Below are 23,851 nucleotides of genomic sequence, written 5' to 3' on the forward strand. Positions count from 1 at the left end.
CTGCCGGTTTATTATCAATGTCGTTCAGAACAACGCTTTAATTTATTAAGATCAATTGGTCGCTGCGTTTATTCGCGAGGCAGAATATTCAGACCGGCCGGTTGCTGCGACAGAGAGTGATGTGCTGCTCTGTCGCAATGAAACCTCAGGTCTGATTAACCAGCGAGACGTTGTGTCGTCATCATCAGCGTTACGTTCACCAGCTGCAGTGCCGCCGCCAGCACGATCAGCATGACAATCCACTGCTTTTTATTACGCCAGCCCTGAGTTCGCCAGAGATAAACCGCGCTGCCGATCAGTAAAGCGATAATGGCCAATAGCCCCAGAATGATTATCTGCATCTTTCCTCTCTTGAACGATCAAAATAAAAATGGCTTCTGTGCCAGGCACAGAAGCCATTTTCAATGCTGAGTCACGATCAGAAGACGCGTTTAAACGGCTTAACCGAAACCTGCTTATAGACGCCCGCGGCGAAGTAGGGATCATCCTGTGCCCAGGATTGTGCTTCTTCTAATGACGGGAATTCAGCAATCACGGTTGAGCCGGTAAAGCCCGCTACACCAGGATCGTTGCTGTCGACAGCAGGCATCGGGCCTGCAATGATCAGGCGTCCCTCTTCCTGCAGCAGTTTGAGCCGTGCCAGATGGGCAGGGCGCACGGCGTTACGTTTTTCCAGTGAATCTGCAGTATCTTCTGCATAAATGACGTAAAGCACTAAGGAACTCCCATTAACCAGAATTTCGCAACACGTTAAGGGATTGCCCCTCAGAGTGCAAACGAAACCTCAGAGTGGTGAATGGCTCAGCATAAAGGGCTAAAAAGCGCTTTTCTTCAGGCGGGATGGCGGGAGTTATTGAAACTGATTGCTATTTGCATTTAAAATCGCTGCTTCATTCAATCACTGCGACTGTTATGACCACGCTGACTATGCCATTACCTAAACGCACGCCTGTCTCCATGTTGTTGTCTGTTGCTTTGCATGGGGCCGTGATAGCCGGAATTCTGTATGCTTCATTCCAGCAGGTGATTGAGGTGCCCAAAGCGTCGCAGCCCATCAGCGTTACCATGGTCGCCCCTGAAGTCCAGCCTGAGCCTGCACCGGCCATCGTGGAGCCGCCTGCACCACAGCCAGAACCTCAGCCAGAACCTGAACCGGTGCCGGAACCTCAGCCCGTGCCCGAACCGCCGAAAGCGGAGCCGGTGCCGATTCCCAAACCTGAGCCTAAGCCAAAGCCCAAACCGAAACCAGAGCACAAGCGGGAGCAGCCTAAACGCGAGGTGAAGCCGCGTCAGGAGAGCAAACCGCAGGCCGATCCGTTTAAGCAGGAAGCCCCGGCGACGCAGAACAAACCGACCACGGCGCCAAAATCTACGCCGTCACCCACCTCATCGGCCTCAACCGGCCCAAAAGCACTGAACGTCAGTAAGCCTGGCTATCCACAACGCGCATTTGCACTGCGTGTAGAGGGGCGGGTACGGGTGAAGTTTGATGTGGACAGTGAGGGACGGGTGGATAACATCCAGATCCTCTCTGCTGAGCCGCGCAATATGTTTGAGCGTGAAGTTAAGCAGGCGATGAAAAAGTGGCGCTATCAGAGCGGACGGCCAGGGCAGGGTCTGACCATGAATATCGTGTTTAAGATTAATGGTGGGGCCAGCATAGAATAAAGCGTCAGGTCAGGCTGAAACAGCCTGACCTGTTTTTCATTCGCCGGGTTGCTGGTTAGCGCGACCGGCTGGCAGAGGACGGGAATTACCCTCATTGTCGACCGCCACATAAATAAACACCGCTTCCGTCGCAATGTAAGTTTGTCCAATCGGCTCAGACGACACTTTTTTGATCCACACTTCCACATTAATCGTCATGGAACTGTTGCCGGTACGAAGACAGCTCGCATGGCAGCTCACCACATCGCCCACCGCGACGGGCTTCATAAATGACATGCCGTCGACGCGAACCGTCACCACGCGTCCTTCAGCGATCTCTTTCGCCAGGATAGCGCCACCCATATCCATCTGTGACATCAGCCAGCCACCAAAAATATCGCCGTTGGCGTTGGTATCTGCTGGCATGGCGAGCGTACGCAGCACCATTTCGCCTTTCGGCAATTTATGTTTTTCGCCCATTGCTTCCACTTCTATGCAGGTGAATGCTAAAAAAATGCCCGGCGGACCGGGCAGATGATTATTTTTGTTCCTGCTGCGGCATCTGTCGCCAGATGTAAAGCCCGCTGAGCAGGGTAAACAGTAAGGTCAGACCGGAGAGACCGAACACTTTAAAGTTAACCCAAAACGCCTGAGATAACCAAAAGGCGACATAGATGTTTACCAGGCCGCAGATAAAGAAGAACAGCGCCCAGGCAACGTTGAGCCGGCGCCAGACCGCGTCGGGCAGCTGCAGCTCTTTACCCAGCATGCGCTGAATCAGCGTCTGCTCCATAAACCACTGGCTGTAGAGCAGGGCGGCGGCAAACAGGCTGTAGATAACCGTGACTTTCCACTTAATGAACTCATCGTTGTGGAACACCAGCGTCAGGGTGCCAAAAACCGCCACCAGCACAAAGGTGAAAATCGTCATCTTTTCCAGCTTGCGATAGAGCACCCAGCTGACAACCAGCGCCAGACCGGTCGCGACAATCAGCGCGCCCGAGGCGACAAAAATGTCATACAGCTTGTAGAAGATGAAAAAGACCACCAGGGGAAGAAAGTCGAGTAGCTGCTTCATAGTTTTTCCATTCAGAGTTGGCTGCAAATGTGCCCGAAGGCACATCGTCAATCAACGTAACAGCATATAGAGCCGATAAAGATAGATAATCAACATCGCCGAAACCACATTGCCTGCCGCGGTGAAAATCACCGACGAGACATTCAGCGGTAAAACCGTCAGCGAAGAGAAGAACAGCATCACCACCACTTTGGCCAGCAGCCAGAGCAGAATAGCGGGGGCAATCAGCTTCACATTCTTCCACGCCATCCGCATGCTGGCCCGCATGGCGGCAAAGACACCCATCTTCTCACTGGCCACCATCACCGGAGCCAGCGACAGCAGAATCGTCAGCAGAATGCCTGGCACCACCAGCACCATAAAGCCCAGTTGCGCCACCAGCGTCATCAGGAAGGTGAGCAGCAGCAGCTTTGGCAGCAGCGGCGCTGAAGCACCAATCGCCCGCAACGCACTGACACGCTGGCCGGAAGAGACCATCGGGATCAGATAGAGCATTCCGCCAAGCAGCAGCGTGTTCCCCATCAGCGCAGCGAAGGTGCTGGCCGCCGAGGCGCGCAGCAGCACCTGCTGCTGTTCCGGTGACATATTCTGCACCATCTCAAACAGCGAACCGGCGCTATCGTCACCCTGTTGCAGGAGGGCCATCTGATCGGCACCTGGCGTCAGCACATGCACCAGCATGACGGTGATAAAAGCGGCCAGCAGCGACATCAACAGCACCGTAGCCAGTTGATGGCGCGCGAAATTTCCTGTGTCACGGTATAACGAGCTTGCCGTGATAGACATGTACACTCCTTTGAGGAACCGGGTTAATTAACCCGGCGATTGTACATGTTCTGGCAGCTCGCTGGCACCCGCTGCGGCATAACTTTCTGTCATGACAGGTAAAGATGGGGAAAAAAGGGCGGGAAGACCATAGCGGGCGCGGGCGCGATCGCAGGCTTCATTGTGGATACCCGCTTCGCCCGACATCGAAAATTCCCGACAGGGCGTCGGACGTTGTTCGTAAATACCGCAGGAGACACAGCCGCCAATGTCGCCCTCAAGGGCAACGCAGCGCGGCGCGCGATCGTTCGTTCCACGCATATTGCGCATTAACAGGCTGAGCGGTTCGGTTAATGCGGTCGGCACCGGGCCGCCTGCATCATCGGCTTCGGCCCAGTAAAATGAGACGCGGAAATGGGCGCAGCAGGCGCCACAGCTGACACAAGGGTTAGTTATTTCACTCATTTGATCACCCGCCCCTCCCAGGGCATCGAACCAAAATCACCAGAGAAGATAAGCAAAATAGGCCCGGCGAAATTATTCAGCAAGGGGAATTTTGCTGCGCCAGCCTGAGCCGAAATTGATTTAAATCAATTCATTGTTTTTTAAGTAATTTATCTGAAGGGTACAGAGTGCAATTTTCTGTAAATCACGTTAAATATTTGCCAGCAAAAAGCGATGACGTTCGCGACATTAACATTAAGCAAAGGAGTGATGATGAAACTGGCAAAATGCGCGATGCTGCTGGCTCTGGCTTTTCCCCAACTGTCGATGGCCCACGAAGCAGGCGACTTCTTTATGCGTGCCGGTAGTGCCACCGTCCGGCCCACCGAAGGTTCCGATAATGTGTTAGGGATGGGCGAGTTCAGCGCATCCAACGACACGCAGCTGGGCCTGACCTTTACTTACATGGCAACGGACAACATTGGTGTCGAATTACTGGCCGCCACACCGTTCCGTCACAAGGTGGGCCTGGGCCCGACCGGAACACTGGCAACGGTACGCCAGTTACCGCCTACGCTGATGGCGCAGTACTACTTCTTTGACAGCAAGAGCAAAGCGCGTCCTTATGTTGGCGTGGGTATCAACTACACCACCTTTTACGATGCCGATTTCAATCAAACGGGCCGCGATGCGGGCCTGACCGATCTCAGCGTGAAGGATTCCTGGGGTGTGGCGGGTCAGGTCGGTCTGGATTATCAGATTAACCGTGACTGGATGCTGAATGCGTCGGTGTGGTACATGGATATTGATACGGAAGTGAAGTTTAAAGCGGGTGGCGAGCAGCAGAATATCAATATGCGCATCGATCCCTGGGTCTTCTTCTTCGGAGCGGGTTACCGTTTCTGATGATAAAGATGATAAAAAGGCCGCTGAATCAGCGGCCTTTTTTTGTCTGTTAAGACGTTATTTGATCTGCATATTGTTAACAACGGACTTCACGCCCGCCACGCTGCGCGTAACCTGAACGGCACGGTTAGCCATCTGTGGTGATGAAACAAAACCGCTCAGCTGAACTTTACCTTTGAAGGTTTCTACGTTGATTTCAGTTGATTTCAGCGAGTCATCTTTCAGCAGTTCACCTTTAACTTTTGTGGTCACCACGGTGTCATCAATATAGCCACCGGTTCCCTCTTTGGTTGCGGTTGGCGCACAGGCGCTCAGTGTCAGCGCAACCACGCCCGCCAGTACAGCACCTGTCAGCAGTTTAACGAATTTCATTGCTTTCTCTCCCTGTCACAAAATGGATGCGACGTTACCGTAACGGCGCATTGTCATTGTGGTGCAGATTTTGCAAAAAGGGCAAATGGGGGAATGAAAAAAAAGGAAACAAATCATGCCTTATCGCGCGATAAGGCATGCTGGCAGGATTAACGGCTGGCGGCTTTAAGACGGCTGACAAAGTTCTTCAGCTCGCTCAGCATCACCTCAGGCTCTGAATGATGTTTTTCGATGATTCTGACAATCGCAGAGCCGGAGATCGCGCCCGCAGCGCCCGCGGCGATCGCTTCCTTCACCTGGTCAGGCTCAGAGATACCAAAGCCCTGCAGCGGCGGGGCTGCATGGTATTCACGCAGCTTGTCGATCAGATGCTGCAACGGCAGGCTGGCGCGGTTTTCAGCACCGGTCACGCCCGCGCGCGACAGCAGGTAGGTGTAACCCCGTCCGTGTGAAGCGATCTCGCGCAGCAGCTCATCGCTGGCGTTAGGCGGACAGATGAAGATGGGTGCTATGCCATGACGCAGCGCCGCCTGACGGAAGGGCGCGGACTCTTCAACGGGCACATCCGCCACCAGCACCGAATCCACACCCGCCTCTGCACAACGGGCATAGAACTCATCCACACCGTTGGTGAAGACCAGATTGGCGTACATCAGCAATCCAATCGGCAGATCCGGATACTTACGGCGGATAGTGGCCAGCATTTCAAAGCATTGGCTGGTGTTGGTGCCCGCCGCAAAGGCGCGTAACGTCGCATTCTGGATGGTCGGGCCATCTGCAAGGGGATCTGAGAAGGGAATACCCAGCTCCAGTGCATCCGCGCCTCCTTCAACCAGGGCATCAATCACGCGCAGTGAAAGCTCCGGTGACGGATCGCCCAGCGTAACAAAAGGAACGAAAGCCCCTTCGTTATTCGCTGACAGACGCGTAAACAGTTGATTGTAACGTTCCATCAGATTTCTCCCTGCGCTGTCAAAATGTCATGAACGGTGAAAATATCTTTGTCGCCGCGGCCAGAGAGGTTGACCACAATCAACTGCTCTTTTTCCGGCTCGGCCTGAATCATCTTCATGGCGTGCGCCAGGGCGTGGGATGACTCCAGCGCCGGAATGATACCTTCATCGCGACAGAGCTGTTTAAAGGCGGCCAGCGCTTCGTTATCGGTGATGGAGACATATTCCGCACGACCAATGCTGTTCAGGTGAGCATGCTGCGGGCCTACCGACGGGAAGTCGAGGCCGGCAGAGATGGAGTAAGACTCCTCAATCTGGCCATCATGGGTCTGCATCATCGGCGATTTCATACCGAAGTAGATGCCGACGCGACCGTGCTTGAGCGGCGCGCCATGCTCGCCGGTCTCAATGCCGTGGCCCGCAGGCTCTACGCCGATCAGCTTCACGCTGGTCTCATCGATAAAGTCGGCAAACATGCCGATGGCGTTGGAGCCGCCGCCCACACAGGCGAGGATCGCATCGGGCAGGCGACCCTCTCTTTCCAGAATCTGCTTTTTAGTCTCTTCGCCAATCATGCGCTGGAACTCACGCACAATCGTCGGGAAGGGATGCGGACCCGCCGCGGTGCCGAGCATATAGTGTGATGTCTCGTAGCTGCCAGACCAGTCACGCAGCGCTTCATTACAGGCATCTTTCAGCGTGGCGGAGCCGCTGTGCACCGGGATCACTTCTGCGCCCATCAGACGCATACGGAAGACGTTGGGTGACTGACGCTCCACATCTTTTGCGCCCATATAGATGCGGCATTTCATGCCCAGCAGCGCACAGGCCAGCGCTGAAGCTACGCCGTGCTGACCCGCACCGGTTTCGGCAATAATTTCGTTTTTGCCCATGCGTTTGGCTAACAGCGCCTGACCCAGCACCTGGTTGGTCTTGTGCGCGCCACCGTGCAGCAGATCTTCACGCTTAAGATAGAGGCGGGTTTTGGTGCCTTTAGTCAGGTTTTTGCACAGCGTCAGGGCGGTAGGGCGACCCGCATAGTTCTTCAGCAGGTCGGTAAACTCGGCCTGAAACTCAGGATCTTTCTGGGCGTCGACAAACGCCTGTTCCAGCTGGCGCAGGGCTGGCATCAGGATTTGCGGAACATACATTCCGCCAAATTCGCCAAAGTAGGGATTAAGTAACGTCATTTTTTATCTTCCTTTCTCGGGCCCGCCGTTGAGCAGGCCAGGCAAATCAGTAGGCTCGCAGTGTCTGAAACACAGCGGCAATTTTACGGGCATCTTTGATGCCAGGCGCGCTTTCCACGCCAGAGTTGAAGTCCAGGCCGGCACAGCCGAGCTGCGCGGCTTCAACACAGTTATCCGCGCTCAGGCCACCGGCCAGCAGAACATTGTTGAGCGTCTGTCCCTGCAACAGCGACCAGTCGAAACGCTGTCCGGTTCCACCGTCGCCATTATCAAACACATAACGGTCAACATGAGGCCAGTCGCGCGCCGGCAAGGTGCCTTCAATGCGCAGCGCCTTCCAGATTTGAATCTCTGCTGGCAGAGCCGCACGCAGTTCAGCCACAAACGCCGGCGTCTCGTTGCCATGCAGCTGCACCGCAGAGAGTGAAAGCGCACCGGCTTGCGTGACAATGTCACTTATAGCGGCATTGCGGAACACGCCGACGTAGCGCAGCGGGGCCGCAGCGATAACGGTCTGCGCCGTAGCGGTGTCAATCTGGCGCGGGGAACCTTCCGCGAAGATCAGCCCACCATAGATTGCCCCGGCTTCATAGGCGGCACGCGCATCTTCGGCACGGGTCAGGCCGCACACTTTATTGCTGCCCAGCGTGACCCGACGCACCGCTGCGGTCAGGTCGGCTTCTTCCATCAGTGCAGAACCAATCAGGAAGCCGTTGGCAAAATGGCTCAGCTCGCGAATATCGGCATAGCTGTTAATGCCTGATTCGCTGATTACCGTGACGCCGTGTGACAGGCGCGGTGCCAGCTGACGGGTGCGGTTAAGATCGATAGAGAGGTCACGCAGATCGCGGTTGTTGATACCCACGACTTTGGCCTGCAGCGCGATAGCCCGCTCCAGTTCCTCTTCATTGCTTACTTCAGTCAGAATGCCCATCTTCAGGCTGTGCGCCACAGCGGCCAGCTGACGATACTGCTCGTCATCCAGCACTGACAGCATCAGCAGAATCGCATCCGCCTGGTAGTAACGGGCCAGATAGATCTGATAGGGGTCGATGATAAAATCTTTGCACAGCACCGGCTGGGTGATGGCCGCGCTGACAATCGGCAGAAAGGCGAAGTCGCCCTGAAAATATTTCTCATCGGTCAGCACAGACACCGCGGAAGCGTAGTGGCGGTAGACCCCGGCAATGGCGGCTGGATCGAAATCCTCACGAATAATGCCTTTCGAGGGAGAGGCCTTTTTACACTCCAGGATAAACGCGGTTCTTGCACCCTGCAGCGCGTCGTAGAAATGACGGCTGGCAGGTTCAATGCTGTTCTGAAAGGTAGAGAGAGGCTGCTGCTGCTGACGGGCTTCAACCCAAATCGCTTTGTCCTGAACAATTTTTTCTAACACGGTGCCTTTCATGATTATCCTCTTGCTGCCAGTGCGACGACACGCTCATAAGCCTGTCCGCTGCGGATGGCGTTAAGCGCCTGCTGTGCGTTTTCACGCAGATCTTCCTGACCGAATACTTTAAGCAACATCGCCACGTTGACGGCGACGGCCTCCTCATGGGCCTGCTGGCCATTACCCTGGAGTAAAGAGGTCAGAATGTCACGATTTTCTTCCGGCGTGCCGCCCGCCAGCGCCTCTTTGGGATGGAAGCCAAAACCAAAGTCCTCTGGCGAGAGCTGATAGCGCGTAATTTCACCTTCACGCAGTTCGGCCACATGAGTCACGTCGTGCAGCGCCACCTCATCCATTCCGCCACCGTGAACCACCGCCGCGCGCTGATAACCCAGCACTTTCAGCGTCTGGGCAATCGGCATCACCAGTTCCGGGCTGTAGACGCCAATCACCGCCAGTGGCGGGCGTGCCGGATTGATCAGCGGGCCCAGCACGTTAAACAGCGTACGGGTCTTAAGCTGCTGGCGGACCGGCATCGCGTGGCGAAAACCGGTGTGATACTGCGGCGCAAACAGGAAGCAGACATTCAGATCGTCCAGCGCCTGGCGCGCCCGGTCAGCGGGCATATCGAGATTGATGCCAAAGGCGGCCAGCAGATCGGAGGAGCCCGATTTGCTGGAGACGCTGCGGTTGCCGTGCTTCGCCACTTTCAGACCGCAGGTCGCAGCGACAAAGGCGCTGGCAGTCGAGATATTAATGCTGTTACTGCCATCGCCGCCGGTGCCCACAATGTCAGCAAACGCATAATCAGGGCGGGGAAAAGGTTTGGCATCTTCCAGCAGTGCGGTGGCGGCTCCGGCGATCTCTTCCGGCGTTTCACCGCGCACTTTCATGGCGATCAGCGCGGCAGCGAGCTGCGTTGGCTCCAGCTGTCCGGTAATGATGGCGCTGAACAGCTGGTGACTCTCAGCCTGATTCAGCGTCTGCGCCTGGTAAAGTTTTTCCAGTGTCTGTTGCATGTTTATTCTCCCTGTTACTTCGCCAGCGCCCAGGCCAGCGTCTGCTCAAGCAGGCGCGCGCCCTGAGAAGTCAAAATCGATTCAGGATGGAACTGAAACCCGCATACGCGATCGGTTTCATGGCGAACGGCCATCACCATCCCGTTGTAACTGGCGTTCACCGTCAGCTCTTCCGGCGTGTTGCTGCCCACCAGCGAGTGATAGCGCGCCACCGGCAGCGGATTGCTCAGACCGGCAAACATCGCCTCGCTGTCATGGTCGATTGAAGAGGCTTTGCCGTGCAGGATCTCGCCTGCCTGGCCCACATGGCCGCCATAGGCTTCGACAATCGCCTGATGACCCAGACAGATACCGATAATTGGCAGACGACCACGCAGCACCCGCAGCAGCTCCGGCATACAGCCAGCATCTTTTGGCGCGCCGGGACCGGGAGAGAGCATCAGCACCGGGTTCTCCATCCGCTGCAGCTGTTCAATAAGCAGTTCGGCGGGCAGGTTGTTGCGGTAAATCACCACGTTGTGACCAAAGGTCCGCAGCTGATCAACCAGGTTATAGGTAAAAGAGTCGATGTTATCGAGCAGCAGAATATCGGCCATCAGAAGATCTCCTTGCAGTGATGGGCAGTCGCGATAGCGCGCAGTACGGCGCGCGCTTTGTTGCGGCTTTCATCAGCTTCAGCCTGCGGATTAGAATCCAGCACCACACCAGCGCCCGCCTGAACGGTGGCGACGCCATCTTCTACATAGGCGGAGCGGATAACGATACAGGTATCGAGATCGCCCTGGGCGGTGAAGTAGCCCACCGCGCCGCCGTAGCTGCCGCGACGGGTGCGTTCAGCCCCGGCAATCAACTGCATGGCGCGAACTTTTGGTGCTCCGCTCAGCGTGCCCATGTTCATACAGGCACGATAAGCGTGCAGCACATCGAGGTCCGCGCGCAGCGTACCCACCACGCGGGAAACCAGATGCATCACAAACGAGTAGCGGTCGACTTTGGTCAGGTCAGCCACGTAACGGCTGCCGGGCACGCAGATACGCGCCAGATCGTTACGCGCCAGATCCACCAGCATCAGATGCTCAGCCAGCTCTTTATGGTCGGTACGCATCTCCAGCTCAATGCGGCTGTCGAGATCGCGGTCCAGTGAGCCATCAGCATGGCGGCCACGCGGGCGGGTACCGGCAATCGGGTAGATCTCAATCTGACGGGAGGTGGCGTCATACTTCAGCGAACTCTCCGGCGACGCGCCAAACAGGGAGAAATCCTGATCCTGCATGAAAAACATATAGGGGCTGGGATTGCTGTTTTTCAGTGTCTCATAAGCAGCCAGCGGCGACGGGCACGGCAGCGAGAAGCGACGTGACGGCACGACCTGGAAAATTTCGCCGATGCGAACCGCCTGTTGAAGTGTGCGTACTACGTCGCAATACTCTTCATCACTCTGGCTGGTGGTCAGCGTCATCTGTTCAACCGGCTGGACCGGCAGAGCCGGTGCCGGTTGCAGCATCTGGCCGTGCAACTGCTCGATGCGGCGCTGCAGGCGCTGGAACTCGCTGGTGGATGGGCAGAACAGGCTGGCCTGCAGACGCGCACTGCGGGTCTGGTGATCGATCACCAGTAAGGTTTCTGCCAGGTAAAAACAGTAGTCGGGGCAGCGTTGCTGATTATCCAGCTCCGGCAGGGTTTCAAAACCGGCAACCAGATCATAAGCAAACAGGCCACCCAGCAGTACGGCTTCGCGCTCATCGGCAGGGGAGTTGACCAGTTGTGGAATCAGACGCAAAGCATCAAACACCGACAGTGCCTTGAGGCGGGAATCTTCATCCTGCTGATGGTCGGTGCTCTGCGGGAAAGTCAGCTCGCGTCCATCGGGACGAACCTGATTGCTGACCGACGCAGGCAGGGCCTCATCCAGCAGCGGCAGCAGGGCGCGGCCATTTTCTGACAACGCCTGAACGGTGACATTGTTGCCCATTGCGCTGACGCGCAGCGCGCTGTCGACAATCAGCAGGCTTTTTAAGTTGCGCTTGCTGTCGATGTCAGCGGATTCAAGCAGCAGGGTTGCCGGACGTGCGCCGCACAGCTGGTGAAACACTGCGGCCGGATCTTCGCGGTAGGGTGCGGTGCCGGTAATCAACTTCACTGTAGGTTTCGCATTTGGCATGATGATTTCTCTGAATTTCGCTCAAAAAAAAGCCCGCTCGGTGGCGGGCTCAGGTATTAGCACAGCGTTTACGCAAAGTGTGCACGACCCTGTCGCCCGTTTTCGGGAACATTGCGCCAACCGTTTAAATGCGTGATTACAACAGCCATGATTGAATACCCGTTACGTGTGAACTTGTGTACTAGTTAACGGGTTCGGGGCGGAAATGTCAATACACTTTTTCACTGACCGTGAAAATCGTTATCATGCTGGCCGGTTTAGTTTTTGCAGGAGTTCTCTTGAGCGATATCGCCCGTTTCCCGGTTTATGATTTACACAGCCACACGCGTGCCTCCGACGGCTTACTGACCCCAGCCGCCCTGGTGCAGCGAGCGGTTGAGATGCGCGTCGGCGTACTGGCGATCACCGATCACGACAGCGTTGCAGGGGTAGATGAAGCGCAGCAAACGGCAATCGATCACGATTTACCGATAAAAGTGCTGGCTGGCGCAGAAATCTCCACCCTGTGGGAAAACCATGAGATTCACATCGTGGGACTGAACATTGACATCCGCCATCCGGCGATGGTGGCGTTTCTGGCCGGACAACATGCCTGTCGGCAAGCACGTGCAGAAGAGATTGGTGAGCGACTGGCGAAGGCACGTATCCCGGATGCGCTGGCGGGAGCCACGCGACTGGCTGATGGCGGCATCATTACCCGCGGTCACTTTGCCCGCTTCCTGATTGAGCAGGGTAAAGCAGAGAATATGGCGCAGGTGTTCAAAAATTATCTGGCGCGTGGCAAAACCGGTTACGTGCCGCCACAATGGTGTACAATTAAACAAGCTATTGATGCTATTCATCATTCTGGTGGCTGCGCCGTGCTGGCGCATCCTGGCCGTTACGGTTTATCGGCAAAGTGGCTCAAACGGCTGGTCGCCCATTTCCGCGAAGTGGGCGGTGATGCGATGGAAGTCGCGCAGTGCCAGCAGCCACCTAATGAGCGCACGACGCTGGCGCAATACGCCAGAGATAATGAACTGGCCGCATCACAAGGTTCTGATTTTCATCAACCCTGTCCGTGGATTGAACTGGGCCGCAAACTCTGGCTGCCCGCGGCGGTTGAGCCGGTCTGGGAGCGCTTCCCGGATCTGGCTCCCAGCCTGGCAATCACGGAAAGGTGACACGAGGTTTCTATGAGTCAATTGTTTCATATTCATCCGGACAACCCGCAGCCTCGCCTGATTAATCAGGCGGTTGACTACCTGAACAAAGGCAGCGTCATTGTTTATCCAACCGATTCCGGCTATGCGCTGGGCTGTCGGCTGGAGGAGAAGGGCGCGATGGAGCGTATCTGTCGTATCCGTCAGCTCGACGGGCACCACAACTTTACCCTGATGTGCCGGGATCTCTCTGAGCTGTCGGTCTATTCGCAGGTGGGCAACTCAGCGTTTCGCCTGCTGAAAAACAACACGCCAGGCAACTACACCTTTATTCTCAAGGCGACCAAAGAGGTGCCGCGCCGCCTGATGAATGAAAAACGTAAGACCATTGGTCTGCGCGTGCCCTCTAATCCCGTGGCGCTGGCGCTGCTGGAAGCACTGAATCAGCCGATGATGTCGACCTCATTAATTCTGCCGGGCAACGATTTCACCGAGTCCGATCCGGAAGAGATCCAGCACAGCATCGGCAAGCTGGTCGATCTGATTATCGACGGCGGCACGCTGGGCCAGCAGCCGACCACGGTGGTCGATCTGACCACCGATGCGCCGGAAATTGTGCGTGAAGGGGTGGGCGATACCCGCCCGTTCCTGTAAGCCCTCAGGCTCAGGCACCGCGTGTCGGTGTCTGGGCCAGATTCGACTCTAACCAGCTTTTGAACTGGCCGTAAGGAATATAAAGTGACACATCTTTCAGGATCACTTTGTTATTACGCCCATTTTTAATCGAGTCAGAATAGCCAACAATCACGCCGCCCAGCGTATCATCACGGTTATAAACGCCGCCGCCCGACATTCCCTGAACAACACCTGCATTGGAGGCCATGGCTATACAGGGACTTTTATTCCAGTTATTCCGAATAGCCGTACGGGCTAAATTAACTCCGGTCGATTCAACCGGCATCGCTGAAATAAAACTGTAGCCATACATTTTAACCGGATCGCCGATGTCGCTGCTGCGGAACTTAGTCAGCGTGCTGGCGTCATTCTTGTGATAAATAATCGCAAGGTCGCAATAAGGGTGATAAGACTTGACGCGCTGCACGGCAGTTTTGGCAACGTGCGCAGCTGTCAGGCTATATTCAGGCGTCAATGGAATGCTGGTGCCCAGTGTGCCGAGACCGAGGATCGTCGGAATGCCAGTCACGCTCATATCTACGTGCTGCATCGCCGTACGACTGTACTCAGTGTGGCCCACAGAACACCCGCTCAGCACCAGTGCAGCAAGCACCGGGCACAGCAACAGGTTTTTCATGATGGGTTTCTTTATTCAGGCATGTCGGGAAATCCCTGGTGAAGATTTTTGACATGCAAGCAAGGTTCATCACTGAACCGTATTAACGCAACAACTCCGGATGCGCCGGTTTATTGGATTAATCTAAAAAGACTATTTTTATAAACGAATAACAAAAGCCGGACTTCATTGTTGCAAGACCCCTCTGTCGTGAGTCCTGCTTTTTATTGTGCTACAGGAATAAAGTATATCAGCTTAATAGTGTCGTACAATTTATTAAAGCTAATAAGAATCAAATGTCCTTGAAAATAAGGCCTTAAATAAATCTGCGTTAAGAAAAATCTGGCCTTTTTGTATTTACCGAGCGGTTATAATGGATTAAGTCATTAAAACAGTTGTTTGTGCTGACTTTAATGTTTTTTTAAGAAGAATAAAAGCAAGGGAAAACCAGCGAAAGTGTAAGATGGTGTTAAGGTTTTTATCACCAGAACATTACGTTGATGAAACTAAAGTGGTTAGAAAATTTAATTGTCATCAGCTATAAAGTTTTTAATACATGCATTTTATTAATCTTATTCCTGTCAGATGCACGGGGATTATTTAAATCAGCGTCAGATATTATCAGATCTAAAACTATCAGAGGCTGACCCTTCTTAATTCGCTTCAGACCCACTCATAAAGCGCGTTACTTCAGGGGTAAATGCCTGTATAATGGGGCCGAATTAATAGGTTAACCTGTTGATTAAGAAAGAATTATCACCCTACCGTGACGCCTGGGAAGGCGACAAAGAGGAAGCTCAATGAGCGAAAAGTTACAGAAAGTCTTAGCGCGTGCCGGTCATGGCTCGCGTCGTGAAATCGAATCAATGATTGCCGCTGGCCGTGTCAGCGTCGACGGCAAGATCGCCACCCTGGGCGACCGCGTTGAAAGCAGCAAATCTCTGAAAATCCGTATTGATGGCCATCTGGTCTCGATTGCTGAATCAGCAACCGAAGTTTGCCGCGTGCTGGCTTACTACAAACCAGAAGGTGAACTCTGTACCCGCAGCGATCCTGAAGGGCGCCCAACGGTATTTGACCGTCTGCCTCGTCTGCGCGGTTCACGCTGGATTGCCGTTGGCCGTCTGGATGTGAACACCTGTGGTCTGATGCTCTTCACCACTGACGGTGAACTGGCGAACCGCCTGATGCATCCGAGCCGTGAAGTGGAACGTGAATATGCGGTGCGCGTCTTTGGTCAGGTCGACGATGATAAAATTCGTCAGCTGAGCAAGGGCGTTCAGCTGGAAGATGGCCCGGCTGCCTTTAAAACCCTGAAATTTGGCGGTGGAGAAGGGATCAACCAGTGGTACAACGTGACTCTGACCGAAGGACGTAACCGTGAAGTGCGTCGTTTATGGGAAGCGGTCGGCGTGCAGGTCAGTCGTCTGATGCGTGTTCGCTACGGCGATATCACCTTACCAAAAGGCCTGCCACGCGGTGGCTGGACCGAACTGGATCTGCCTGCGGTTAACTACCTGCGTAACCTGGTGGAGATGGATGATGAAACGGTTACCAAACTGGTGGTCGAAAAAGATCGTCGTCGCACCAAAGCGAACCAGATTCGTCGTGCCGTGAAACGTCACAGTAAAGTGAGCAGCACCCCACGTGCACCACGCCGCAATCCGGGCAGCAAACGTAACTCCGGTTAATCACGTTGCCCGATCGCTAAAAACGCAGCCCCAGGGCTGCGTTTTCTTTTTCTGTTACCAGTCAATTCCCTGCTGAGCCTGTATCCCGGCATCAAAAGCGTGCTTAACCGGCCGCATCTCAGTCACCGTATCCGCCATCTCAGTCAGGCTGCGATGACAGCCACGTCCGGTAATGATGACGCTCTGATGCGCCGGGCGCTGTTGCAGGGCCACTATCAGCTCTTCCAGTGGCAGATAATCCATGCTGACCATATAGGTGATTTCGTCGAGCACCACCAGATCCAGCTGCTCATCGGCCAGCATCCGTTTTGCATGCTGCCACACCGCCAGACAGGCGGCGGTATCCGTTTCGCGGTTCTGCGTATCCCAGGTAAAGCCGGTTGCCATCACCTGAAATTCAACACCGTGCTGTTCCAGCAGGTTTCGCTCGCCATTCGGCCAGTCACCTTTAATGAACTGGATAGCCGCCACGCGTTTGCCATGACCGGTGGCGCGGAGTGCGGTGCCAAAGGCCGCAGTCGTTTTGCCTTTGCCATTGCCGGTAAAGACCATCAGGATGCCACGAACCTCCGTGGCTGCAGCAATACGCGCATCTACCTGTTCTTTTAACCGCTGCTGACGCTGTTGATGACGATCGTCAGCCATTATTCAGCGGCTCCCGGTTTTCTGCCTGGCTGGGCATCAAAGCTGATCCCGGTTTTACGACGGCTGTCATCACCCATCAGATAAAGGTAGAGCGGCATCAAATCGGCAGGGGTTTTCAGCTTATTGGCATCTTCCTGCGGGAACGCGCTGGCACGCATTTTTGTTCGCGTTCCGCCCGGATTAATACAGTTCACCCGCAGCGACTGCGTTTTATACTCATCAGCCAGTACCTGCATCATGCCTTCGGTAGCAAATTTAGAGACGGCGTAAGCCCCCCAGCCCGCGCGACCGGTGCGGCCCACGCTGGAGGTGGTAAACACCAGTGAACCGGCATCCGATTTTAACAGCAGCGGCAACAGCGCCTGCGTCAGGAAGAAGGTGGCGTCCAGGTTGATGTTCATCACCTGCTGCCAGACCTGTGGGTCAAGTTCAGCCAGCGGCACAATCTCACCGAGGATACCGGCGTTATGCAGCACGCCGTCGAGACGCGGGAACTGCTGTGCCAGCTGTTCTGCCACCTGCTGGCAACGTTCCGGTGTCGCTTCGGCCAGATCGAACACCACAGTGTGAGCAGGGCAGAGATTAAGTTGATTGATCGCCTGTTCGACCTGCTGAAGCTTCTCAGGGTTACGGCCCATCAGGATCACTTCTGCGCCATAGCGGGCATAAGTCAGCGCCGCTTCCCGGCCAATGCCATCTGAAGCGCCAGTGACCAGGATAATGCGATGATTGAGCAGGTCGCTTTTCGGTTGATAATGCACAGCGGGGTCCTCCAGCGAAAACAGCATGATTCCGCTTTATGCCTGAATTTACGAATGGGCGCAATCGCCAACCCACGCATTCTGTGCCAGCTGCTGGCATTTCAGGCGACGAACCGGGGCAAAACGGCTAAACTGGCGAACTGTTTTTGATTCTCAGTTTACTAAGGCGACCTATGGATTTTATTTCAACGTATGGACTGTTTTTAGCGAAAGTGGTGACACTGGTGGTTGCCGTCGCTGTGATTGTCATGATTGTGATGAATGCCGCATTACGCAAACGGGCACAAAACGGTCAGCTTCGACTGACTCATCTGGATGATGACTATCAACAGATGAAAGAGGATTTGCAGCTGGCAAAAATGAAGCCTCAGGCACAAAAAGTCTGGCTGAAAAATCATAAGAAAAGTGAAAAGCTGAAAGCCAAAGCGGAAAAGCAGGCGGCGAAGCAGGGGCAGACAGACAGTGCGAAGCCCACGCTCTATGTACTCGATTTCAAAGGCAGCATGGACGCCCATGAGGTGACTTCACTGCGCGAAGAGATTTCAGCCGTGCTGGCCGTCAAGCAGCCTGGCGATGAAGTGCTGCTGCGTCTTGAAAGCCCTGGCGGCGTGGTTCATGGCTATGGCCTGGCAGCCTCGCAGCTGCAGCGTCTGCGCGATCAGGGTCTGCGTATCACGGCGGCCGTGGATAAAGTGGCGGCCAGCGGCGGTTACATGATGGCCTGCGTAGCCGATCGTATTGTGGCAGCACCTTTCTCGATTATTGGCTCCATCGGCGTGGTCGCGCAGATCCCCAATTTCAACCGCCTGCTGAAACGGAACGATATTGATATTGAGCTGCATACCGCCGGACAGTACAAGCGCACGCTGACGCTGTTTGGTGAAAACACCGAAGAGGGACGTGAGAAATTCCAGGAAGATCTCGACGAAACGCACCTGCTGTTCAAGCAGTTTGTCCACCAGATGCGCCCGTCACTCGACATCGATCAGGTGGCAACCGGTGAACACTGGTATGGCCGCCAGGCGCTGGACCTCGGCCTGGTTGACGAAATCGGCACCAGCGATGATCTGATCATCCGTCAGATGGATAAGTTCAGCGTGCTCGGCGTGCATTATGCCCGCCGCCGTAAGGTGATGGATCGCTTTACGCAGAGCGCCGGCTCGGTGGCAGAGCGCCTGCTGCTGAAACTCTGGCAGCGCGGCGAAAAGCCCCTGCTCTGATGATGCGAAACCCGGCCTGCGCCGGGTTTTTTCATTCCAGGTGGTAGAGCGGCGACAGCACCACGGCAAGGTGTTTGAACACGTTAAACACCGCCGTGGTTTTAGCCGTCGGCACTCCATCGGCATCGAGAAAAAACGGTCCGCGAAATACCAGCACTTCTCCCTGCTGAATCACCTCATCCGCCTGCATTCCCGCTAAATAATCATCATGTTCTTTGATCAGCGCATTGGCCTTTTCCAGCAACGCCTGGCGGGAAATAGCCTGAGTTGAACTCTGCATTTATTGACTCCTGTTTGACAGTACTCCAATCCTTTCTATATTACTGGCGAGTCACACGCTGTGACAAATCGGTGTAATCGATGAAAACCTGGCGTAAGTCCGGGCTGAGTGCTAATTAAGTTGCGTAACAGATTTTATCAGGTAGAGTGTGGGCGATTCCGATTTCAGGGATTTTGCACCAGGATGTGCGATGAGTTCAGATAGAAAAAGCACTCTTTATCATGCAGTTGCATAACGCCACATCATCTGATCTGAGATTGACCCCTCCGCCTTGAAATGTTAAACAGGCGCAGCAATATTGAACCCATTGGGTTTTTGGGCATCCAATCCTCTCCCGTTAAGCAGGATGTTTTCATTAGGTAAAGGTAAATATGGGTAAAGCACTCGTTATTGTTGAGTCCCCGGCAAAGGCTAAAACAATCAATAAATACCTGGGTAGTGATTACGTGGTTAAATCCAGCGTGGGTCATATCCGGGATCTGCCGACCAGTGGTTCAACCGCGAAGAAAAGTGCTGACGCCTCGACAGATAAGAAAGTCAAAGACGCTTCGAATGACAAGAAAGTCAAAAAAGTTAAAAAAGATGAGAAGGCCGCACTCGTCAGCCGCATGGGTGTTGACCCCTATCACGGCTGGGAAGCGGACTATCAGATTCTGCCCGGCAAAGAGAAAGTGGTCGCCGAACTGAAGGCGTTAGCCGCCAATGCCGACCACATCTATCTCGCAACCGACCTTGACCGCGAAGGGGAAGCCATTGCCTGGCACCTGCGGGAAGTGATTGGTGGTGATGACTCGCGCTTCAGCCGCGTCGTGTTTAACGAAATAACCAAGAATGCGATTCGTCAGGCGTTTGAAAAGCCGGGCGAACTGAATATTGATCGGGTTAATGCTCAGCAGGCGCGTCGCTTTATGGACCGCGTGGTGGGCTACATGGTCTCGCCACTGCTGTGGAAAAAGATCGCTCGTGGTCTCTCTGCCGGACGTGTGCAATCCGTTGCCGTTCGCCTCGTGGTGGAACGTGAACGTGAGATTAAAGCTTTTGTTCCCGAAGAGTACTGGGAAGTTAATGCCGCGCTGACCACGCCGAAAGGCGATGAGCTGTCGATGGACGTGACGCACAAAGGCGATAAAGCCTTCCGTCCGGTCAACCGCGACGAGACGTATGCCGCCGTCGCGCTGCTGGAAAAAGCGCGCTATGAGATCGTGGATCGTGAAGATAAGCCGACCAGCAGCAAGCCGGGCGCGCCTTATATCACCTCGACACTGCAGCAGGCTGCCAGCACCCGTCTCGGCTTTGGCGTTAAGAAGACCATGATGATGGCCCAGCGGCTGTATGAAGCGGGCCACATTACTTATATGCGTACCGATTCGACCAACCTGAGTCAGGATGCGGTCGCCATGGCGCGTGGCTATATCGAAAGCAATTTCGGTAAAAAGTATCTGCCTGAAAACGCCATAACTTACGCCAGCAAAGAGAACTCCCAGGAAGCGCACGAAGCGATTCGTCCTTCTGATGTGGAAGTGGTGGCGGAAAAGCTGAAAGATATGGAAGCGGATGCGCAGAAACTCTATCAGCTGATCTGGCGTCAGTTTGTTGCCTGTCAGATGACACCAGCAAAATATGACTCCAGCACCATTACTGCCGCCGCCGGTGATTTCCGGCTCAAAGCGAAAGGCCGTATTCTGCGTTTCGACGGCTGGACCAAAGTGATGCCTGCGCTGCGTAAGAATGATGAAGATCGTACGCTGCCTGCGGTAAGCGTGGGTGATGTTCTGGACCTGCAGCAACTGCTGCCCGGTCAGCACTTCACCAAGCCACCGGCGCGCTTCAGCGAAGCGTCACTGGTGCGCGAGCTGGAGAAGCGCGGAATTGGTCGTCCATCCACCTACGCCGCCATTACCTCGACGATTCAGGATCGTGGCTACGTACGGGTTGAAAACCGCCGTTTTTATGCGGAAAAAATGGGTGAAATCGTCACCGATCGTCTGGAAGAGAACTTCCGCGAACTGATGAATTATGATTTCACCGCCCGCATGGAGAGCAACCTTGATCAGGTTGCCAATAACCAGGCGCAGTGGAAAGCGGTACTCGACCACTTCTTCACCGATTTTACCCAGCAGCTTGAACTGGCTGAGAAAGATCCTGAAGAGGGCGGAATGCAGCCGAATCAGATGGTGCTGACCTCGATTGACTGTCCGACCTGTAGCCGTCCGATGGGGATTCGAACTGCCAGTACCGGCGTCTTCCTGGGCTGTTCCGGCTATGCGCTGCCGCCTAAAGAGCGCTGCAAACAGACCATCAACCTGATCCCGGAAAATGAAGTTCTCAATATTCTGGAAGGGGATGATGCTGAAACCAACGCCCTGCGTGCCCGTCGTCGCTGCCAGAAGTGTGGTACGGCCATGGACAGCTACCTGATCGATAACGAACGTAAATTACATGTCTGTGGTAATAACCCGGAGTGTGATGGTTACGAGATTGAGAAGGGCGAATTCCGCATCAAAGGCTATGACGGCCCGGTGGTTGAGTGCGAGAAGTGTGGTTCGGAGATGCACCTGAAGATGGGACGCTTTGGTAAGTACATGGCGTGTACCAATGAAGAGTGCAAAAACACCCGCAAGATCCTGCGTAGTGGTGAAGTTGCTCCGCCGAAAGAGGATCCGGTTCCGCTGCCAGAGCTGGCGTGTGAGAAGTCAGATGCTTACTTCGTGTTGCGTGACGGTGCGGCGGGCGTCTTCCTCGCGGCCAACACCTTCCCGAAATCACGCGAGACGCGTGCGCCGCTGGTGGAAGAGCTTCAGCGCTTCAAAGATCGTCTGCCTGAGAAGCTGAAATATCTGGCCGATGCGCCAGCAGCCGATCCGGAAGGCAACAAAACGCTGGTGCGGTTCAGCCGCAAGACCAAACAGCAGTATGTCTCCTCCGAAAAAGAGGGCAAGGCAACCGGCTGGTCGGCCTTCTATATAGATGGCAAATGGCAGGAAGCGAAAAAGTAATCCCTGAAGGCCAGCGCTCGCTGGCCTTTTTCTGAGCCTTATATCAATCCGTTCTACTCTCTCACTTAAACTGATATAGTTGTTATAGCATTTCCGACCTTTCCTGATGCATAGCATCTCTTTACCCTCGCGACTATACGTCAACCGGGGATGCGACTCTGTAACTTACCGGGATGGAATAGATATGAAATTACAGCAGTTGCGCTATATCGTTGAAGTGGTCAATCACAATCTCAACGTCTCTTCGACGGCGGAAGGTCTCTACACCTCTCAACCCGGCATCAGTAAACAGGTGCGTATGCTGGAAGATGAACTGGGCGTGCAAATCTTTGCCCGCAGCGGTAAACATCTCACCCAGGTCACGCCTGCAGGGGAAGAGATCATCCGTATAGCGCGAGAAGTTCTCTCCAAAGTGGATGCGATTAAATCGGTAGCCGGTGAACACACCTGGCCTGATAAAGGCTCGCTCTATGTCGCAACCACGCACACCCAGGCTCGCTACGCGCTGCCTGGTGTGATCAAAGGATTTATTGAGCGCTATCCTCGCGTCTCTTTGCACATGCATCAGGGTTCTCCAACTCAGATCGCCGAAGCCGTCTCCAAAGGTAATGCAGATTTTGCCATCGCCACCGAAGCCCTGCATCTCTATGACGATTTAATCATGCTGCCGTGCTACCACTGGAATCGGGCGATTGTGGTGACTGCCGATCATCCGCTGGCAGGAAAAGGGCAGGTCACCATTGAGGAGCTGGCCGAATATCCCCTTGTGACCTACACCTTTGGCTTTACCGGGCGTTCAGAACTGGATACGGCTTTCAATCGTGCAGGTTTAACGCCACGCATCGTCTTTACCGCGACCGACGCCGACGTAATCAAAACTTATGTCCGCTTAGGTCTGGGGGTTGGCGTTATCGCCAGCATGGCAGTAGATCCGGTGGCCGATCCTGACCTGATTCGCATTGAAGCCGCCGATATCTTTACCAACAGCACCACTAAGATTGGATTCCGCCGCAGCACCTTCCTGCGCAGCTATATGTATGATTTTATCCAACGTTTTGCGCCGCACCTGACGCGCGATGTGGTAGATACTGCGGTTGCGTTGCGCTCCAATGAAGACATTGAAGCGATGTTTAAAGATATCAAACTGCCGTTTAAATAGAATTTAACCTCCCCGCGTAAACATAAGGCTGCCTGGTGCAGCCTTTTTTGTCTCCTGGCTTTAGCGCCAAATGAGACTCAAAAGTTTTTATGATTTTTTTGTAAATGAAACATTGATCACATGTTTCCTCATCGGGCTTTCTTAAATGCGAATTACAACACATTTTTAACTATGTCACTTTGCGGCTTGCCAGGAATATTCCCATACTCCAGTTAAGAGCTAACGTGGGAAGCCAGTAAACATAAGGTTCTTAAGTGTTATCTATAGTTTTGAGTGGATCTGTTTTTAAATTAACTCAAATTTTTTAGCGGGTTTTTTAATTAAATATTAGTTCCGGTATTAATGATTTCTTACGTTACCTGAGCTCATTGATTAATACCGTTAATCGTTGTACTCAATAAAAATAACTGGATTTTTGGCCTTAACGCGTTTAGGATTCCTCCTAAATCTTAATCGATGTTATCAATCATTTTGTTGAGAGTGATTATCAAAAACTATGAATACACGACTGACTGTACAACCGGGTTTCCCGGCAAAAAGCACCAAGGTTGAGCGTACCGGCAACACTCGTCGCAAAGCCTGGTTAACCGTATTCGCTGCCTCTGCGCTGTTTTGGGTAGTTGTCGCGTTAATGATTTGGCGTATCTGGGGCTAAAGCCATGTGGGCAAATACACTCAGCCATAAACGTTCCCTGACCTCGGGTCAGCACAAGACGGTCTCCTGTAAAGGAAAAGAACCCC

At 54.1% G+C, this 23,851-nt stretch carries 24 protein-coding genes, 1 pseudogene and 1 other annotated feature; of the genes and pseudogenes, 9 read left to right on the forward strand and 16 right to left on the reverse strand.

Going from position 1 to position 23,851, the window contains the following annotated elements:
• Positions 1-155: 155 nt before the first annotated feature.
• Entirely contained in the window at positions 156-341 is a 186-nt protein-coding gene (locus HFD94_RS05545) for a hypothetical protein (protein ID WP_010670260.1), read from the reverse strand.
• 77 nt (positions 342-418) lie between these two features.
• A complete protein-coding gene (locus HFD94_RS05550; protein ID WP_010244407.1) occupies positions 419-715 on the reverse strand; it encodes a YciI family protein in 297 nt (98 codons plus the stop codon).
• Positions 716-912: 197 nt separating this feature from the next.
• Between HFD94_RS05550 and tonB the strand changes: the two genes are divergently transcribed.
• Positions 913-1,668 (forward strand): TonB system transport protein TonB, encoded by a 756-nt coding sequence (gene tonB, locus HFD94_RS05555; RefSeq protein ID WP_029519101.1) that lies wholly within the window; start codon positions 913-915, stop codon positions 1,666-1,668.
• A 36-nt stretch (positions 1,669-1,704) separates the two neighbouring features.
• Here tonB and yciA read toward each other — a convergent pair whose 3' ends face one another.
• From yciA to HFD94_RS05575, 4 genes are read right to left on the reverse strand one after another with little or no spacing between them, the layout of a single operon-like run.
• Entirely contained in the window at positions 1,705-2,127 is a 423-nt protein-coding gene (gene yciA, locus HFD94_RS05560; RefSeq protein WP_010670258.1) for an acyl-CoA thioester hydrolase YciA, read from the reverse strand.
• A 58-nt stretch (positions 2,128-2,185) separates the two neighbouring features.
• Positions 2,186-2,725, reverse strand: a complete 540-nt coding sequence (locus HFD94_RS05565) for a septation protein A (RefSeq protein WP_010244416.1) — start codon at positions 2,723-2,725, stop codon at positions 2,186-2,188.
• 51 nt (positions 2,726-2,776) lie between these two features.
• Positions 2,777-3,511: a YciC family protein gene (locus HFD94_RS05570; protein WP_010244420.1), complete on the reverse strand. Its 735-nt coding sequence runs from the start codon at positions 3,509-3,511 to the stop codon at positions 2,777-2,779.
• 27 nt (positions 3,512-3,538) lie between these two features.
• Positions 3,539-3,955 (reverse strand): YkgJ family cysteine cluster protein, encoded by a 417-nt coding sequence (locus HFD94_RS05575; protein WP_010244424.1) that lies wholly within the window; start codon positions 3,953-3,955, stop codon positions 3,539-3,541.
• Between the two features lie 249 nt (positions 3,956-4,204).
• Between HFD94_RS05575 and ompW the strand changes: the two genes are divergently transcribed.
• Entirely contained in the window at positions 4,205-4,840 is a 636-nt protein-coding gene (ompW, locus tag HFD94_RS05580; protein ID WP_029519099.1) for an outer membrane protein OmpW, read from the forward strand.
• Positions 4,841-4,897: 57 nt separating this feature from the next.
• Here the strand turns inward: ompW and HFD94_RS05585 are convergent, their stop codons facing one another.
• The 6 genes and pseudogenes from HFD94_RS05585 to HFD94_RS05615 all read right to left on the reverse strand — a co-directional run bounded on the left by HFD94_RS05585 (position 4,898) and on the right by HFD94_RS05615 (position 11,925).
• The gene (locus HFD94_RS05585) at positions 4,898-5,212 is read right to left on the reverse strand and encodes a BON domain-containing protein (protein WP_010244430.1); all 315 of its coding nucleotides are present in this window, start codon (positions 5,210-5,212) and stop codon (positions 4,898-4,900) included.
• A 149-nt stretch (positions 5,213-5,361) separates the two neighbouring features.
• A complete protein-coding gene (trpA, locus tag HFD94_RS05590) occupies positions 5,362-6,165 on the reverse strand; it encodes a tryptophan synthase subunit alpha (RefSeq protein ID WP_167432866.1) in 804 nt (267 codons plus the stop codon).
• Positions 6,165-7,355, reverse strand: a complete 1,191-nt coding sequence (gene trpB, locus HFD94_RS05595) for a tryptophan synthase subunit beta (RefSeq protein WP_010244436.1) — start codon at positions 7,353-7,355, stop codon at positions 6,165-6,167. Before trpB ends, trpA begins: the two co-directional genes overlap by 1 nt.
• Positions 7,356-7,401: 46 nt before the next feature.
• Positions 7,402-8,763, reverse strand: coding sequence for a bifunctional indole-3-glycerol-phosphate synthase TrpC/phosphoribosylanthranilate isomerase TrpF (trpCF, locus tag HFD94_RS05600; RefSeq protein WP_033787698.1), 1,362 nt, complete (start codon positions 8,761-8,763; stop codon positions 7,402-7,404).
• 2 nt (positions 8,764-8,765) lie between these two features.
• Positions 8,766-10,360 (reverse strand): annotated as a pseudogene (trpD, locus tag HFD94_RS22975) (bifunctional anthranilate synthase glutamate amidotransferase component TrpG/anthranilate phosphoribosyltransferase TrpD).
• The gene (locus HFD94_RS05615) at positions 10,360-11,925 is read right to left on the reverse strand and encodes an anthranilate synthase component 1 (RefSeq protein ID WP_010670253.1); all 1,566 of its coding nucleotides are present in this window, start codon (positions 11,923-11,925) and stop codon (positions 10,360-10,362) included. The pseudogene trpD and the gene HFD94_RS05615 overlap by 1 nt, the downstream one beginning before the upstream one ends.
• 23 nt (positions 11,926-11,948) lie before the next feature.
• Positions 11,949-12,050 (reverse strand) — a sequence feature (Trp leader region).
• 120 nt (positions 12,051-12,170) lie between these two features.
• Here HFD94_RS05615 and HFD94_RS05620 point away from each other — a divergent pair.
• Both HFD94_RS05620 and HFD94_RS05625 read left to right on the forward strand, forming a co-directional pair.
• Positions 12,171-13,088, forward strand: a complete 918-nt coding sequence (locus tag HFD94_RS05620; RefSeq protein WP_164973026.1) for a PHP domain-containing protein — start codon at positions 12,171-12,173, stop codon at positions 13,086-13,088.
• Between the two features lie 12 nt (positions 13,089-13,100).
• A complete protein-coding gene (locus tag HFD94_RS05625) occupies positions 13,101-13,721 on the forward strand; it encodes an L-threonylcarbamoyladenylate synthase (protein WP_003853883.1) in 621 nt (206 codons plus the stop codon).
• Positions 13,722-13,731: 10 nt separating this feature from the next.
• On the opposite strand, the gene HFD94_RS05630 is transcribed toward HFD94_RS05625, so the two are convergent.
• Positions 13,732-14,379: a hypothetical protein gene (locus HFD94_RS05630; protein ID WP_010244455.1), complete on the reverse strand. Its 648-nt coding sequence runs from the start codon at positions 14,377-14,379 to the stop codon at positions 13,732-13,734.
• 779 nt (positions 14,380-15,158) lie between these two features.
• Here HFD94_RS05630 and rluB point away from each other — a divergent pair.
• The gene (gene rluB, locus HFD94_RS05635) at positions 15,159-16,049 is read left to right on the forward strand and encodes a 23S rRNA pseudouridine(2605) synthase RluB (protein ID WP_010670251.1); all 891 of its coding nucleotides are present in this window, start codon (positions 15,159-15,161) and stop codon (positions 16,047-16,049) included.
• 54 nt (positions 16,050-16,103) lie between these two features.
• Here the strand turns inward: rluB and cobO are convergent, their stop codons facing one another.
• Positions 16,104-16,694 carry a cob(I)yrinic acid a,c-diamide adenosyltransferase gene (gene cobO / locus HFD94_RS05640; protein ID WP_010244463.1) on the reverse strand — a complete coding sequence of 197 codons (591 nt, stop codon included), beginning with the start codon at positions 16,692-16,694 and terminating at the stop codon, positions 16,104-16,106.
• Positions 16,694-17,455, reverse strand: coding sequence for a YciK family oxidoreductase (locus HFD94_RS05645; RefSeq protein WP_167432868.1), 762 nt, complete (start codon positions 17,453-17,455; stop codon positions 16,694-16,696). The genes cobO and HFD94_RS05645 overlap by 1 nt, the downstream gene beginning before the upstream one ends.
• A gap of 173 nt (positions 17,456-17,628) precedes the next feature.
• On the opposite strand from HFD94_RS05645, the gene sohB reads away from it, so the two are divergent.
• Positions 17,629-18,675 (forward strand): protease SohB, encoded by a 1,047-nt coding sequence (gene sohB / locus HFD94_RS05650; RefSeq protein ID WP_010244469.1) that lies wholly within the window; start codon positions 17,629-17,631, stop codon positions 18,673-18,675.
• A 31-nt stretch (positions 18,676-18,706) separates the two neighbouring features.
• Here the strand turns inward: sohB and HFD94_RS05655 are convergent, their stop codons facing one another.
• Positions 18,707-18,955, reverse strand: coding sequence for a YciN family protein (locus HFD94_RS05655; RefSeq protein ID WP_033757844.1), 249 nt, complete (start codon positions 18,953-18,955; stop codon positions 18,707-18,709).
• A 371-nt stretch (positions 18,956-19,326) separates the two neighbouring features.
• Here HFD94_RS05655 and topA point away from each other — a divergent pair, with 371 nt between their 5' ends.
• The 3 genes from topA (at position 19,327) to HFD94_RS05670 (ending at position 23,765) form a co-directional block, all read left to right on the forward strand.
• Positions 19,327-21,951: a type I DNA topoisomerase gene (topA, locus tag HFD94_RS05660; RefSeq protein WP_167432869.1), complete on the forward strand. Its 2,625-nt coding sequence runs from the start codon at positions 19,327-19,329 to the stop codon at positions 21,949-21,951.
• 184 nt (positions 21,952-22,135) lie between these two features.
• Positions 22,136-23,110: an HTH-type transcriptional regulator CysB gene (gene cysB, locus HFD94_RS05665; RefSeq protein WP_003853865.1), complete on the forward strand. Its 975-nt coding sequence runs from the start codon at positions 22,136-22,138 to the stop codon at positions 23,108-23,110.
• Between the two features lie 496 nt (positions 23,111-23,606).
• Complete coding sequence (locus HFD94_RS05670; protein WP_071778593.1) at positions 23,607-23,765, forward strand: YmiA family putative membrane protein; 159 nt, start codon at positions 23,607-23,609, stop codon at positions 23,763-23,765.
• Positions 23,766-23,851 lie beyond the last annotated feature (86 nt).

The sequence above is a fragment of the Pantoea sp. EKM20T genome, from assembly GCF_011800485.1.
Lineage (GTDB): Bacteria > Pseudomonadota > Gammaproteobacteria > Enterobacterales > Enterobacteriaceae > Pantoea > Pantoea agglomerans.